15 protein-coding genes are annotated in these 13,515 nt (G+C 36.0%); 7 read left to right on the forward strand and 8 right to left on the reverse strand.

Annotated features, from left to right (window positions below; translation table 11 throughout):
- Positions 1-12: 12 nt before the first annotated feature.
- Entirely contained in the window at positions 13-543 is a 531-nt protein-coding gene (locus A9G09_RS08880; RefSeq protein ID WP_065634474.1) for a gluconokinase, GntK/IdnK-type, read from the reverse strand.
- A gap of 269 nt (positions 544-812) precedes the next feature.
- Between A9G09_RS08880 and gatA the strand changes: the two genes are divergently transcribed.
- From gatA to A9G09_RS08915, 7 genes are all read left to right on the forward strand, one after another.
- Positions 813-1,262: a PTS galactitol transporter subunit IIA gene (gene gatA, locus A9G09_RS08885; RefSeq protein ID WP_065634475.1), complete on the forward strand. Its 450-nt coding sequence runs from the start codon at positions 813-815 to the stop codon at positions 1,260-1,262.
- Between the two features lie 18 nt (positions 1,263-1,280).
- Entirely contained in the window at positions 1,281-1,565 is a 285-nt protein-coding gene (gene gatB, locus A9G09_RS08890; RefSeq protein WP_065634476.1) for a PTS galactitol transporter subunit IIB, read from the forward strand.
- A 4-nt stretch (positions 1,566-1,569) separates the two neighbouring features.
- Positions 1,570-2,946, forward strand: coding sequence for a PTS galactitol transporter subunit IIC (locus A9G09_RS08895; RefSeq protein WP_065634477.1), 1,377 nt, complete (start codon positions 1,570-1,572; stop codon positions 2,944-2,946).
- 102 nt (positions 2,947-3,048) lie between these two features.
- Positions 3,049-4,092 (forward strand): alcohol dehydrogenase catalytic domain-containing protein, encoded by a 1,044-nt coding sequence (locus A9G09_RS08900; RefSeq protein WP_065634478.1) that lies wholly within the window; start codon positions 3,049-3,051, stop codon positions 4,090-4,092.
- Between the two features lie 92 nt (positions 4,093-4,184).
- On the forward strand, positions 4,185-4,958 hold the full coding sequence (locus A9G09_RS08905; RefSeq protein ID WP_065634479.1) for a DeoR/GlpR family DNA-binding transcription regulator: 774 nt from the start codon (positions 4,185-4,187) through the stop codon (positions 4,956-4,958).
- 182 nt (positions 4,959-5,140) lie between these two features.
- Positions 5,141-6,085, forward strand: coding sequence for a hexose kinase (locus tag A9G09_RS08910; protein ID WP_065634480.1), 945 nt, complete (start codon positions 5,141-5,143; stop codon positions 6,083-6,085).
- A gap of 328 nt (positions 6,086-6,413) precedes the next feature.
- On the forward strand, positions 6,414-7,073 hold the full coding sequence (locus tag A9G09_RS08915) for an HAD-IA family hydrolase (protein WP_065634481.1): 660 nt from the start codon (positions 6,414-6,416) through the stop codon (positions 7,071-7,073).
- A gap of 72 nt (positions 7,074-7,145) precedes the next feature.
- On the opposite strand, the gene agp is transcribed toward A9G09_RS08915, so the two are convergent.
- From agp to A9G09_RS08950, 7 genes are all read right to left on the reverse strand, one after another.
- Positions 7,146-8,405: a bifunctional glucose-1-phosphatase/inositol phosphatase gene (gene agp / locus A9G09_RS08920; protein WP_065634482.1), complete on the reverse strand. Its 1,260-nt coding sequence runs from the start codon at positions 8,403-8,405 to the stop codon at positions 7,146-7,148.
- A gap of 120 nt (positions 8,406-8,525) precedes the next feature.
- The gene (gene nagA, locus A9G09_RS08925) at positions 8,526-9,686 is read right to left on the reverse strand and encodes an N-acetylglucosamine-6-phosphate deacetylase (RefSeq protein WP_065634483.1); all 1,161 of its coding nucleotides are present in this window, start codon (positions 9,684-9,686) and stop codon (positions 8,526-8,528) included.
- Positions 9,676-10,113: a PTS galactosamine/N-acetylgalactosamine transporter subunit IIA gene (gene agaF, locus A9G09_RS08930; RefSeq protein ID WP_065634543.1), complete on the reverse strand. Its 438-nt coding sequence runs from the start codon at positions 10,111-10,113 to the stop codon at positions 9,676-9,678. Before agaF ends, nagA begins: the two co-directional genes overlap by 11 nt.
- Positions 10,114-10,123: 10 nt before the next feature.
- Positions 10,124-11,020: a PTS system mannose/fructose/sorbose family transporter subunit IID gene (locus A9G09_RS08935; protein WP_065634484.1), complete on the reverse strand. Its 897-nt coding sequence runs from the start codon at positions 11,018-11,020 to the stop codon at positions 10,124-10,126.
- Positions 11,010-11,786 (reverse strand): PTS N-acetylgalactosamine transporter subunit IIC, encoded by a 777-nt coding sequence (gene agaW, locus A9G09_RS08940; RefSeq protein ID WP_065634485.1) that lies wholly within the window; start codon positions 11,784-11,786, stop codon positions 11,010-11,012. The genes A9G09_RS08935 and agaW overlap by 11 nt, the downstream gene beginning before the upstream one ends.
- Before the next feature lie 16 nt (positions 11,787-11,802).
- Positions 11,803-12,291, reverse strand: a complete 489-nt coding sequence (gene agaV / locus A9G09_RS08945) for a PTS N-acetylgalactosamine transporter subunit IIB (RefSeq protein WP_065634486.1) — start codon at positions 12,289-12,291, stop codon at positions 11,803-11,805.
- Between the two features lie 42 nt (positions 12,292-12,333).
- Positions 12,334-13,500 (reverse strand): SIS domain-containing protein, encoded by a 1,167-nt coding sequence (locus A9G09_RS08950; RefSeq protein ID WP_065634487.1) that lies wholly within the window; start codon positions 13,498-13,500, stop codon positions 12,334-12,336.
- Between the last annotated feature and the right edge of the window lie 15 nt (positions 13,501-13,515).

Raw genomic sequence — 13,515 nt, forward strand, 5'->3', positions numbered from 1 at the left:
TATTTTTTTATGTTAAAAGCAGTGGCAAATTGAACGGATGACGTTTTCAGTATCGTTGATAACCCCTGCTAATGGCTGTTCGATATTGATGGTATAAACCTCTTTTTCATCAGGCGTCGGCTCTTCTAAGGTATCAAATTGTGATTGCAACATATTGGCTTTTTGATAATGCCCTTCACGTTTTGCTAACCGTTCAGCAATAACATCAAAGCTACCTTTTAAGTATATAAAGTGAACATTTTCATTCTCACCCCGAATAATATCTCGATAGCGTTTTTTTAACGATGAACAAATTATGATCGAAATATTATTAACATTACTCATTGCAAATGCTGCATTACTGATTAAATGGAGCCAAGGCATACGATCATCATCATTTAGTGGGATACCATTACGCATTTTTATGATGTTTTCTTTAGAATGTAAAAAATCGCCATCAAGAAAAGCAGCATCAAGGTCATAAGCCACTTGCTTTGCGACTGCTGATTTTCCGCAACCAGATACTCCCATAAAAACAAAAACTTGTTTATTTTTTTTAGTCATTGTTTATCCTTATTATTCCTTTGTTACGGGTAACATTTTGTCACATTAATCTTTTTTTGCAATAGATAAAACATTTTTTTGTGATCGTGATCAGATTTTATCTCTTGCTATCTCAATTAGATGGAGATGATTTATTTCTCTTTATTTGAAAAAAATAGATTTCGATCACAAAACTTATTATTGCTATTTGCTTTTATATTCGAAAGAAAATAATCTTTCGATATAGCTTTTGTTTTCGAAATAATATAAATCAAGTATGGAGATCAATTATGAAAAAATGCCGGCTTCTTTTCGAAGACAACCTTGTTTTTAAAAATCAATTAGAAGCATTAACCTATATCAGTGAGCAATTACAACAAAAAGCAATTGTTAAAAAAAGTCATTTGCAAGCACTTATCGCAAGAGAAAATGCCTTTCCAACCGGCATTGCATTTGATAATTATGCTGTTGCGATTCCTCACTGTGAAGCTGAACATGCCAATACCCCTGCTATTTTTATTTTGCGAACAGGCTCACCGGTTGCTTTCAATCGGGCTGATGATGATAGTTTAGTTGATGTCTCGCTAATTATTTCGTTAGTTGTTACCTCCCCAGCAGATCAATTAGCGCTTTTAAAAGCCTTATTTACTAATTTGCAAAATGAAGAATTTTATCAGTTTCTTCTAAATGCATCGCAAGAACAAATTGCGACGCATTTTGAAAATGTAATATTTCATTAATGAGTTACAGGAGTTTTTATGAAAAAAAAGATTATTGTTGCCTGTGGTGGTGCTGTTGCAACTTCGACATTAGCCGCGGAAGAAATAAAAGAACTATGCAATGAAAATAATATTCAACTTGATCTTATTCAATGTCGTATAAACGAAATAAACACGTTTATTGATGATGTCGACTTAATTTGTACTACAGCAAAGATGGATCAACAGTTTGGTGATATTCCTATTGTGCATGGCATGCCTTTTGTTTCTGGTGTGGGTATCGATCAACTCAAACAAAAAATCTTATCTATTTTAAAAGGATAAATCTATGTTTACTGAAATTATGCAGTACATTTTGGATCTAGGTCCATCAGTAATGTTACCTATTGTCATTATCCTATTTTCGTTAGCGTTAAGAATGAAATTGGGTGATTCATTAAAAGCTGGAATCCATATAGGTATTGGTTTTGTCGGTATTGGATTGGTTGTTGGTTTATTAACTAGTTCTGTCGGACCTGCGGCGCAAGCAATGGCGGAACGGTTTGATATTAGTCTTAGTATTGTTGATGTTGGATGGCCAGGTGCAGCGCCAATGACTTGGGCCTCACAAATTGCCTTAGTAGCCATACCTATCGCCATTGTCGTCAATATAGTTATGTTAATTTTAAAATTGACGCGTGTGGTGAATGTTGATATTTGGAATATCTGGCACATGACATTTACTGGCGCACTTGTTTATATCGCGACTGGATCTTATTGGTTAGGAATTCTAGGTGTTATTGTGCATGCCATTATTGCTTATAAATTAGGTGATTGGTTTGCTAACGATACAAAAGATTTTTTTGAGTTAGATGGAATTGCCGTGCCTCATGGTACCTCAGCATATTGTGGTCCGATAGCTGTGTTTGTTGATACAGTAATTGAAAAAATCCCTTTCATTAACAAAATTAATTTTAATGCTGTTGATATGCAAAAACGGTTTGGCGCATTTGGCGAACCGGTTACAGTTGGTTTATTTATGGGGATATTGTTAGGATTACTTGCAGGTTATGGCGTCAAACAAACATTACAACTGGCGATTCAAACTGCGGCAGTCATGTTATTAATGCCAAGAGTGATTAAACCCATCATGGATGGATTAACCCCCATTTCTAAACAAGCACGTAAACATTTACAGTCAAAATTTGGCGGGCAAGACTTTTTAATTGGTTTAGATCCTGCCTTATTACTCGGCCACTCAACAGTCGTATCTGCCAGTTTAATTTTTATTCCATTAAGTATTTTTATTGCCATCGTTCTTCCCGGTAATGAGGTATTACCTTTTGGTGATTTAGCAACAATTGGCTTTTTTATTGCGATGGGCGTTGCAATACATCAAGGTAATTTATTCAGAATTATTATTTCAGGTTCAATAATAATTGCTATTACGCTTTGGATTGCCACACAGATGGTGCCATTAACAACGCAATTAGCTATAAACGCCGGCACAATTGTGGCAGGTAATGGTATTGCAGTTGGCGCAATGGATCAAGGTGGTTCGCCTATTACCTATATCATGGTTCAGTTAGTTAATTTAAAACAACCTATTGGTTTTGCAGTTATTGGTATCTTTTATTTGTTCTGCCTGTATTTAACCTGGAAACGCGCACAAAAATATAAACTATTGCAACAGCAAGCAATAGCAAAAGAACATATTAATCAATAGATTATACATTGTACTTTAAAGCAAATTAACTGGCTTTGACTATGAGCGATAAGTAAAAGCAATACATTAACAAAATGTGATGACTAAAGTAAGGAAATTAAAATGAAAACGGTTATTGTCAATGAAGACGGAACTTTAGCTGTACAACATGTTGAAGTACCTAAAATAACTTCACAAAATCAAATTTTAGTAAAAGTGGCTTATTGTGGTTTATGTGGTTCTGATATCCCAAGAATCTTTCATCATGCTGCACATTTTTATCCAATTACACTGGGTCATGAGTTTAGTGGTACCGTGGTTGAAAAAGGCGAGGCGGTTACAGGCTTTGCGATTGGTGATTTGATCTCTTGTGTGCCTTTATTGCCTTGTTTTAAATGTGATGAATGCCAAAAACATTATTATTCACTGTGTAAAAACTATACCTTTGTCGGATCAAGAATGGCGGGTGGATTTGCTCAATATATAGTATTAGATCAAAAAAACGCTTTTAAGTTGCCCAAAGGGGTAAATGCACTGGAAGGCGCTTTTTTTGAACCAATGACAGTGGGTATGCATGCACTATTATTGGCGAAAGGATGCCAAGATAAAAATTTAGTGATTGTCGGTGGTGGCACAATAGGGTTACTTTCCCTGTTATGTGCCAAAGCGATGGGGGCTAAATCAATTGCGGTTGTTGATATCAATGACGAGCGTTTAAAACTAGCTCAAAAATTAGGTGCTGATGCTGTCTATAATTCTAAATATTTATCCGCGCAAGATATTCATCAAGCTCTGTCATCATGCCGTTTTGAGCAAATTGTTTTAGAAACCGCAGGATCGCCTATTACGGTTAAATTAGCTATCGAAATTGCCGGTCCTAGAGCTAAGGTCTGTTTGATTGGCACATTGCATAATGATCTTACCTTGCCAGAAAAAACATTTGGTTTGATTTTAAGGAAGGAGCTTGCAATCTTAGGTAGTTGGATGAACTATTCCGATCCTTGGCCTGGTAAAGAGTGGCAACTGGTGAGCCAATTTTTTGTAGACGGCAAAATTAAGCTTGATGATCTCATTGCTGTGATTGGTGATTTTGACACCTTTATTCATGAAGTAAGTAGTTTGAATGGACAACCCATGAATGGCAAAATTTTATTAAATTGTCGTTAGAATTTTAAATTAATTCCACCATGAAAAAGAGCGCTTATCTTTTGATTTTGTTTGTTATACACTGCTGAAAAATTTTCGAAAAAGGAAATAATATGAATGCAAGTGAAAGACGTCAACAGATATTAGAGCTTATTAATATGAAAGGTACTTTATTGGTGAGTGATTTATCTCAGCAATATGAGGTTTCCGAAGTCACGATTCGAACTGATCTCAGATTGTTAGAAAAACAAGGCGTACTAATTCGTTTTCATGGTGGAGCAACTAAAATCGTTGATAATGGAGAAATAAAATCGTTTAAAGAGTTACAATTAGAAGAGCGCTATCAGCGATTTATAGAAGCAAAAAAACGTATTGCAATTGAAGCAGTTAAACATGTTAAAGAAGGTGATACTATTATTTTAGATAGCGGTAGTACAACTATGTTAATAGCTGAAGAGCTGGTAAAACTAAAACATATTACAGTGATTACCAATAGTCTAACGTCAGCATTTATCTTATCAGATAATAGTGACATCATGTTGTTTATGTGTGGTGGTACGCTTAGACACAAAACGCGTTCTTTTCATGGAAAAATTGCTGAGCAATCATTAGCCGGCATTTCAGCAGATATTTTGTTTGTTGGCGCAGACGGGATTGATGCTGAAAGAGGAATAACAACGTTTAATGAAGGTTATACTATTAGTAGCGTTATGGCTAAAGCTGCAAAACATGTGATTGCGGTTTTAGATTCATCAAAGTTTGGGCGTAATGGTATCAATGTTGTGTTACCAATGAGCCAGCTTGATACGATTATTACTGATATTGATGTTAACAGTCGATGTAAACAAGAATTTGAAGCAAAAGGTGTTGGTTTTATAACTGTATAAAATACAAGTATGATGGGATTCCGATGGAATGCAGTTTATAAAAAATCATCAATTTCAGCTTATCTAATTTAAGCAAAGACTAATACTGTTACAAACTTTTTTCTTACATCATATTAACCAGATTAAGTAAGTTGAATATTTCTCATAAACAATAGTAGAACATCATTTGTGTAGGAAAAAACATGATATTAACCATTACGATGAACCCTTCGGTGGATATCTCTTATCCACTGGCAAAATTTAACATTAATGATATTAATCGAGTAAAAGACGTCAGAAAAACAGCCGGAGGAAAGGGACTGAATGTAACTCGGGGGATTAAATATTCGGGGATAGATGTATTAGCTTCGGGTATTGTTGGTGGCACTACGGGTGAATATATTCAAAAAAAATTGACTGAAGATGATATCAAATATGATTTTTATATTACAGAGCAAGAATCAAGAAATTGTATAGCAATTTTACATGAAGGGAATCAAACTGAAATTCTTGAATCAGGTCCTGTATTAACTGAACAAGATGTGATTCATTTTTTCAATCATTATCAGACACTATTAAGTCAGGCCAAAGTAATCACAATTTCTGGATCGTTGCCCCAAGGTTTTCCTGTTAATTTTTATGTTCAACTTATTGAAAAAGCAAATAAAAACAATATTCCCGTTTTACTTGATTCATCTGGCAACATGTTGCATGAAGTGTTAATCTCCCAAAATAAACCTTATTTGATTAAACCCAATAAGAGTGAACTACAACAAATTCTACAAGTTAATATTGATGAACAAAATATTGATTCACTGATTTCAGCGGTCAATCATCCTTTGTTGGATAACATCGCTTTTGTCATTGTATCATTAGGTAAAAATGGCGCCTTTGCTCGTTGTCATGGGCAATATTATCGAGTAACAATTCCTAAAATTAATGTGGTTAATCCTGTTGGTTCTGGAGATGTAACTTTAGCTGGGCTGGCTGTTGGTATTCACCAAAATGAACCGGTAGAGGTGATGCTTAAACGAGCTATGACGATGGGCATGTTAAATACGATGGAGTCACAAACTGGTTTTGTCAATATGCAAAACTATGATGGCTATTTTCAGCAAGTTGTTGTCCAACAAGTAATGGATAAATAATGATTGAAAAGGCGGGGCTATTTAACTCATTTAATCTTAACAAATACTAAAAAGCACAATAATAAAGTTAGGAGATAACGACTTTTGATATTTATCACTTGTTAACTAATTCAATGGTTAGTTCATGTGGCTATGTAATCGCAACCTTTTGTAATACTTGCGACAATATCAGCAGCTTATTGTTGTGTTGAGATTGAATGTTTAATGAGTCTCTATACAGGTGTGGCAAAAAGTGATTGATTGACGTTATTTGCGTTAAACGGAAATCAGTTAATGTCAAAATCGATAGAACAGTAAATTCAATGTAGTCGTACAGGAAAATTATAATATGCAAGCTAAAGGACTTCTTTTTGATTTAGATGGGACATTAGTTAACTCGTTATTAGCAGTTGAGCGTTGTTGGTTAAAATTTGCCAAGCGTCATCATCTAAATCATGATTATGTGTTGACTTCGATTCATGGGCGTAAAGCGATTGACAATATAAAGCTTTTTTTACCGGATAAACCTAATGAAGAGATAAAACAAGAGTTTAACTGGATGGAGCAATTAGAATCACAAGACTTAGATGGCATAGGTGAAATACCAGGTGCAAGTAAATTTTTACAGTTGTTATCATCGCAAAATATACCTTGGGGCATTGTGACTTCTGGCACTAAAATTGTTGCTGAATCTCGATTCAACCTGCTTGGCGTAGCTAAACCACCCGTTTTCATCACGGGTGAAATGGTTGCAAATACTAAACCTGCTCCGGACGGTTACTTACAAGGCGCAAAAGCACTTGGGTTACTTGCTGAGCAATGTATTGTTTTTGAAGATTCGACTGCAGGAATACAATCTGCTTTTAATGCTAAATGCCAAGTTATTGGTGTTAATTTACTGAATTGTGCTCAGGCAAACGTTGCATTGAACATTAATAATTTTGATGAATTAATCATTAAAAAAGTTATGCCAACTGACATTGTGATTTCAAAAATTAATGCTGAATAACCTTAGATAAACATAATGGATAGTAAGCATAAAACGCATTTAACAGTTTTTGCTTACTATTAATAAATAACACTATTTGCTGATATCATCCATCACTTGTTTGAAGGTGGTGAATGAGCAAAGTCCCATTGCATTTGTTGGGCATTTTGTCATGTTTAAGGTGACTTTTTGTGGTGGATTATCACGATTCAATGGTGATAAATTGCGAATTTGATCTGTAGATTGATAAAAATACTCAATTTTAATAAATTTTTCACCACTACTGTTGTTTCGCCATTTTTCAAATACCACTTTGCCGCCAATAGGTGTTGTTTCAAACTGGTTTGGTAAGTTATAAGGTTGAATCTGCATTGTTGAAAATAAAGAAGCTACATTGGAGTCATGCCCTACTAAAAAAGTAAACTTTATAGTTGAGTCATTTTCAGTGAATGCTTGATTAATGTAATTGACTAAATTTGCAGCGACGTGTTTTGCCACAACAGGTGAGCCAAACAGAACCTTATTATAATCTTCTTTAATGGCAACAAGCTGTTTAAATTGTTGCTCATTTTTTATTTTGCCCCAAGCTACTTTTGCTAAAGGTACTCCTTCGTAGTATTGTAATATAAAGGCATCGGCAATGGATGTTCCTGTTCGTAGTGGTCCAGTAATACCAGGCTCTTTACCTTTTTCGATGATCAATTGTGTTGGTAAAGCAATAAAGTCACATTGTTTGTTGTTTAAACAATCTTTTGATTTTGGATAATTGATGACATTAGCCATGTCTCGATAGGCTTTATTTAGCTTTTTATTTAACCCGTCAATACCATTAGAATCTGCATTTTGATTAATTGAATTAATCGCAGCTTGTTTAAATTCAGGACTATCATCTCGAATAACAGGGAAAAACAGTGGATCCATCGTACCGAGTTTTTCTTTATGAATAATAGGCACTATGCAGCCAGGAAAAGCACCAACCGCAAAATATTGTCCGGTCGCAATTGTTCGTTGAAGGCTGTTGGTATAAATGTAAACATCTTTTTCAGTTGGGCAAGTATCGGCATTTAATAATTTATTATCCACAAGCCATTGGCTAAAATAGTGACCAAAGTATGTTTCTAACACACCGCCGCGTATTGTCAAATAACTCGCTGGCGTATCCCATTGTGGCCATTGGTTTGGCGTGACTTTCCCTAGTGTACTTGTTGGACTGGCTAATGGTGCACGTAAACCATGACGGCTAAATACGACCACTTGTTCTAAAGTATAATCATCCAGCGTATCTGTTGCATATGTTGAAAATGACAACAATGCTGTTAAACCTAATATTCCTTTAAATAGGATTTGTTTCATATGACCTCCTTTTATGTCATTTAAAAACGAGAGTTATAACATTGTCATACTCTTTTGGTTATAGCATAAAACTATCCTTTAGGTGTGGTTTAGTGATCATAATCATGCTTTGTTCAGCATTTAGCAAAAATAATGATCATCATATTCATCTGATTTATATACCACTTTACCATTAACAATAGTTGCAACTAGTTCATTTTGCTTATTAAGTAAGACTAAATTAGCTAATTTATTGATGGAAATACTACCTAAATCCTCATCAATACCTAATGCTTTTGCTGGGTAATAGCTAGCATGTAGCCATGCTTGTTCAAAACAAATATCTGTAAATTTAGCAAAATTGTTAACAGCACGATCTAGCGTTAATACACTTCCAGCAAGACTTCCTTCATCGGTGCGTACAACATTATCTTGCATATGTACGACTAATTTGCCTAATTGATAATCTCCATTAGGCATACCGGTTGCTCGCATAGCATCAGTGATGAGTAATAAATTTTTACCACAACATTTGTGAGCAATGGCAACAGCTGCGGGATGTACATGATGACCATCAACAATGATTTCTGCTTGGCAATTATCAATGCTGAGTGCTGCTCCAACAACACCGGGATTACGATGCTGTAGACCTGACATCCCATTATAACAATGTACTACGCCACTTGCGCCGGCCAACAGTGCCGCTTTAGTGGTTGAATAGTCTGCATTAGTATGTCCTAGCATGACACGAATTTTTTGGCTAGATAGCCATTTGATTATCGCTATCGATTCAGGATATTCAGGTGCTAAAGCGATGCACTTTAATGTCCCTTCTGCAAGTTTTAACCATTTTTCAATGAGTGATTGATTGGGTGCATGTAGAAGCTCTTGTGGGTGTGCGCCTTTATGTGTTGGGGTAAAAAAAGGTCCTTCTAGATATGACCCAAGTAAGGTCGCTCCAGATACCCCTTGTTTAATACTATTTTTTACCTGTATTAAAGCGGCTTCAATTTTTTCATGACTTTCCGTTACCGTCGTTGCTAAAAAAGCACCTACGCCACGCTGTGCTAGAAAACGACTCATGGTATCAAGAGCGGTATGCGTTGCATCCATCGTATCTGCACCCATTACGCCATGAATATGGGTATCAATTAGTGCTGGTAATACCTTAATCTCATTGATACTCGGTTTATCACTAAGCTCAATATTGGTGATTCTATCTTTTTCAATAGTGATAATGGCATTTTCTAACCAACCAATAGGCGTTAAAACTTGTTTTGCATGAATTTGCTTAGATGCCATCTGAACATTCCTTCTCATAAGTTGATTTTTTTTGTTGTTCATGCCATAAACTACTGATACTTTTATCGGCATTTTCAACAATTTTTAAACGTAAGGTTTGCAAATCCAATTCATCGCGTTGTAACAATATTTCTAATAATAGCGGCATATTAATACCACTAATAACCTCTATTTTCTCAAACTCGAAGCTAAGCGTAGCCGATAGTTTAAAAGGAGAGCCACCAACAATGTCGGTCAAAAAAATGACGCCTTCACCGTTATCGTTTGATTTTAATGATGCTTTGAGCTGTTGTTCAAGTTGTTCACTACTCATCCCATCAGGAAAATCAACTGCGCTAAATTGTATTTGCTCGCCAATAATTTGTGTTGCTGCCTGAAAAAGGCCGGTAGCAAAGCTACCGTGACCGGTTAATATCACACCTATCATAATTTGTCCTTTATAAAAAACCAACTAATTTACCTAAAACACCAATTACTACAGTTAAACCAATTAATTTAACCGGTGAAAAGTTACGTTTCATGAGTGAATAAACCATTAATGTAAATCCTAACGGTAATAGATTGGGCATTAATTTATCCAGTACATCGGTTTGTAGTGCAATATGTGCCTGTCCTGCATTAATTTCTAGCGGTGTGGCTAAATGTACATACGAGGCAACTAAAGCACCAATAACGGTCATACCAACTATTGATGCAGCATGCGAAATACGTTTAGTGTGAGTTTTTAATAATGGTAAAGTGCTGATACCAGCCCGATAACCGTAGTGAGCAAGGCCAAAACGTAATCCAAAGTGTACTACGTTAAACATCAATAGAAAGATAATCGGTCCAAATAAGCTACCTTCTAATGCTAATGATGCCCCAATTCCTGCACAAATAGGTAACAGTGTTAGCCAGAATAATGCGTCACCTATACCGCCTAAAGGCCCCATTAATGCAACTTTAACTGCTCGGATGGTTGAAATATTTTCTTTGCCTTTTTCCATGGCTAATACCAGTCCAGACAAGAATGTCGCATCAAAAGGGTGGACATTAATAAATTCCATATGCATATGCATTGAATTTTTTAGATCATCTTTATTTTTATGAATTTTTCGTAATGCAGGTAAAATTGTAAATAGCCAGCCGCCCGCTTGCATACGTTCATAATTGAATGAAGCTTGTAATGCAAGTGATCGAAATGCCATACGATTGATATCACTTTTCGTTAAGGTGATATTTTGGCTTTGATCACTGTAGGTATCGGTCGATACTTTGCTGGTAGCTAACGCTTGTTCCATACGCTTTTCTGCTTTTTGTGCCATTTGGCTTTCACTATCGTTATTAAATCCCATCTTCCACCTCCATTGAGCCGGCTGGCTTGTTACTTTGATTGTTATCACGGCTATAATTAAAGAAATCGATCATTGCAATGGCGAGTGCACCTAATGCAATTGCCAAAATAGGTAATTTTAAAAAGGTCACGCCAAGAAAACCGAGAATAAAATAAGCAATATAAGTTTTTTTCATCATAATTTTCATTAACATGGCAAAGCCAATTGCAGGCATCATACCACCGGCAATACTTAACCCATCAAGTAACCATTGTGGTGATTTTTTGACTAACTCAGTAGCTGCATCTGCACCAAAATAGATAGGTAAAAATGCGACAATAAAATAGAAACAAAATAATATAATCATTCCTAAGTAGTTGACCCATTCAATACCTTTGAAGTTAAGTTGATCGACAAATTTGTCGCATTTATGCATCATTGGTGAGTAGATAGTAAATAAAATAGTAATGCAACCTTGTACCGCGATAGCAAATGGTACAGCAATTCCAATCGCTACTTTAGGATCGGCATGAGTTAAAACGGCAAATGTGGTACCAATTACACCACCAATGACCACATTTGGTGGTTGTGCACCGGCTAACGGTACCATCCCCATCCAGACCAATTCCAATGAACCGCCAACATATAAACCTGTTGTGACATCACCCAAAATTAGACCGACTAAAGGACCAATAACAACCGGTCTATGTAAATGCGTGAGTCCATCAAACAGATCAACGCCAGCAATACCTGCTAATAGCCCAATTAATAACGCATCGATTAACATATAGTGCTCCCTGTTATTAACAAAAGTTGAGTAAATCTGAAATTTTTTCACCAGACTCATCGGGCACTCGGCGAATTTCGCAAGTTACACCCAATTGGTAAAGTTCTTTAAATGCGGCAATATCACTTTCGTCAACCGATACCGTTTTATGTATCTGTTTTTTCCCTTCTGAAAAATGCATATTACCGACATTGACAAATTTGATAGGTACGCCACCTTTTACTAGCGTAAGAACATCTTGTGGTGTTTTACAAACAATAAAAATTTTTTGACGTTCGGCGGCTTTGCCGATGATGTCGATCGTTTTTTGCAAAGTAAAATAACGCGTTTGAATACCTTCAGCGATAACCATATCCATAAGGTTTTGTTGGACTGGATCTTGTGCAGCACTGTCATTGGCAACTAATAATAAATTAGCACCAAGTGCATTTACCCAAGTGACTCCGACTTGACCATGGACTAAACGATTATCTATGCGTGTCATTAGAATATTTGGCGTACCCATACTGATTCCCTCCCTAGTGGTTTGATATTAAATAATTACCGTTTAGACTCGATTAAATGGATAAATAGTCACACCTTTTACAACCCTGTTTACTTCGCCAGTAGGACATGGATTATCGGGTGTTAAGCCACAACTTAATGATTTTTCAAAAGCGAGCATTTGGGCAAAAATAAGATAAGGGAAGAGTAGCCAACAATCAGCCAGATCACTATTAATCGATAATACATTTGCGGTGTTATTGTTTTTGCCACACAGGGCTAGAACATCGGTAGCGATATGATCGTGAACTAACTCATTAAATAAATCGTTATCATATTTGTGTATATAGGCATCATTCGAACATAAACAAATAACAAGACTTTGTTTATCTACCATAAATTTAGGACCATGGCGAAGCCCAAGTATTGAGTCAAAACGGCTGGCTATTTTGCCGGCAGTGAGTTCTAAAATTTTTAATGCTGATTCTTGAGCAAGTCCGGTAAAACAGCTGCTACCAACATAGATCACTCGTTGATGTGATTTTGCCGCTAATTGTTTAGTTATATTCTGCCAATTTATCAATTTTTGTTCTGCTATATCAGCAATTTTATTAACAGCATCGATAGTTGTTTGGTTATCAAAATTACCAAAAATCAGTAATGTTGCTAGCATCATACTGCTAATACTCGATGTCATAGCAAAGCTTAAATCATTGGTACCTTCTGGCATAATGAGCTCAAAAATTCGTTTGCTATTGTTGGCTTTAGCTGCATATTGGGTTAAAGCACTATTAGGATTACAAGTTATAAAAAGGTGATAACAATCTGCCACTAATTGATCAGCAAGTTGAACTGTTGCCACACTTTCAGGACTGTTTCCTGAACGCGCAAAGGATATGATTAAGGTTTTTTTATTAGGGCGTAGGTATTGTAGTGGATCTGCGACAATTTCGGTTGTGCCATAGGCAAAAAAGTTGCGGTGGGTATGTTCACGAAGCCAAGGGGCAAGTGCAACACCACCAAAAGCAGATGAACCAGCGCCAGTTAAAATGATATCTGAATTGGCATCAGCCAGTATAGGTTGCAAAAATTGTTGTAGTTCAGGTTGTTTTTGCTGAATTAGTTCAAGAACTTCGCGCCAAATTTGTGGTTGTTGCCAAATTTCTTTAGCGGTATGTTGTGCATTACGTTGTGTTAACCAATCTAGTGAATAATTAAAGTATTGTTGCATAATAAGAACCCTGTT

Origin of the sequence: Gilliamella sp. wkB292 (assembly GCF_001690235.1) — a bacterium.
In the GTDB taxonomy this organism is placed as follows: Bacteria; Pseudomonadota; Gammaproteobacteria; order Enterobacterales; family Orbaceae; genus Gilliamella; species Gilliamella apicola_F.

Bases quoted from the DNA above. Each gene is read 5' to 3' on its own strand.
- agaF (WP_065634543.1), bottom strand. From the start codon at position 10,113: ATGATAGGTGTGATATTAACCGGTCACGGTAGCTTTGCTACCGGCCTT.
- A9G09_RS08900 (WP_065634478.1), top strand. From the start codon at position 3,049: ATGAAAACGGTTATTGTCAATGAAGACGGAACTTTAGCTGTACAACAT.
- nagA (WP_065634483.1), bottom strand. From the start codon at position 9,686: ATGGCATCTAAGCAAATTCATGCAAAACAAGTTTTAACGCCTATTGGT.
- A9G09_RS08895 (WP_065634477.1), top strand. From the start codon at position 1,570: ATGTTTACTGAAATTATGCAGTACATTTTGGATCTAGGTCCATCAGTA.
- agaV (WP_065634486.1), bottom strand. From the start codon at position 12,291: ATGGGTACGCCAAATATTCTAATGACACGCATAGATAATCGTTTAGTC.
- A9G09_RS08910 (WP_065634480.1), top strand. From the start codon at position 5,141: ATGATATTAACCATTACGATGAACCCTTCGGTGGATATCTCTTATCCA.
- gatB (WP_065634476.1), top strand. From the start codon at position 1,281: ATGAAAAAAAAGATTATTGTTGCCTGTGGTGGTGCTGTTGCAACTTCG.
- A9G09_RS08880 (WP_065634474.1), bottom strand. From the start codon at position 543: ATGACTAAAAAAAATAAACAAGTTTTTGTTTTTATGGGAGTATCTGGT.
- agp (WP_065634482.1), bottom strand. From the start codon at position 8,405: ATGAAACAAATCCTATTTAAAGGAATATTAGGTTTAACAGCATTGTTG.
- A9G09_RS08905 (WP_065634479.1), top strand. From the start codon at position 4,185: ATGAATGCAAGTGAAAGACGTCAACAGATATTAGAGCTTATTAATATG.
- agaW (WP_065634485.1), bottom strand. From the start codon at position 11,786: ATGTTAATCGATGCGTTATTAATTGGGCTATTAGCAGGTATTGCTGGC.
- A9G09_RS08915 (WP_065634481.1), top strand. From the start codon at position 6,414: ATGCAAGCTAAAGGACTTCTTTTTGATTTAGATGGGACATTAGTTAAC.
- gatA (WP_065634475.1), top strand. From the start codon at position 813: ATGAAAAAATGCCGGCTTCTTTTCGAAGACAACCTTGTTTTTAAAAAT.
- A9G09_RS08950 (WP_065634487.1), bottom strand. From the start codon at position 13,500: ATGCAACAATACTTTAATTATTCACTAGATTGGTTAACACAACGTAAT.
- A9G09_RS08935 (WP_065634484.1), bottom strand. From the start codon at position 11,020: ATGGGATTTAATAACGATAGTGAAAGCCAAATGGCACAAAAAGCAGAA.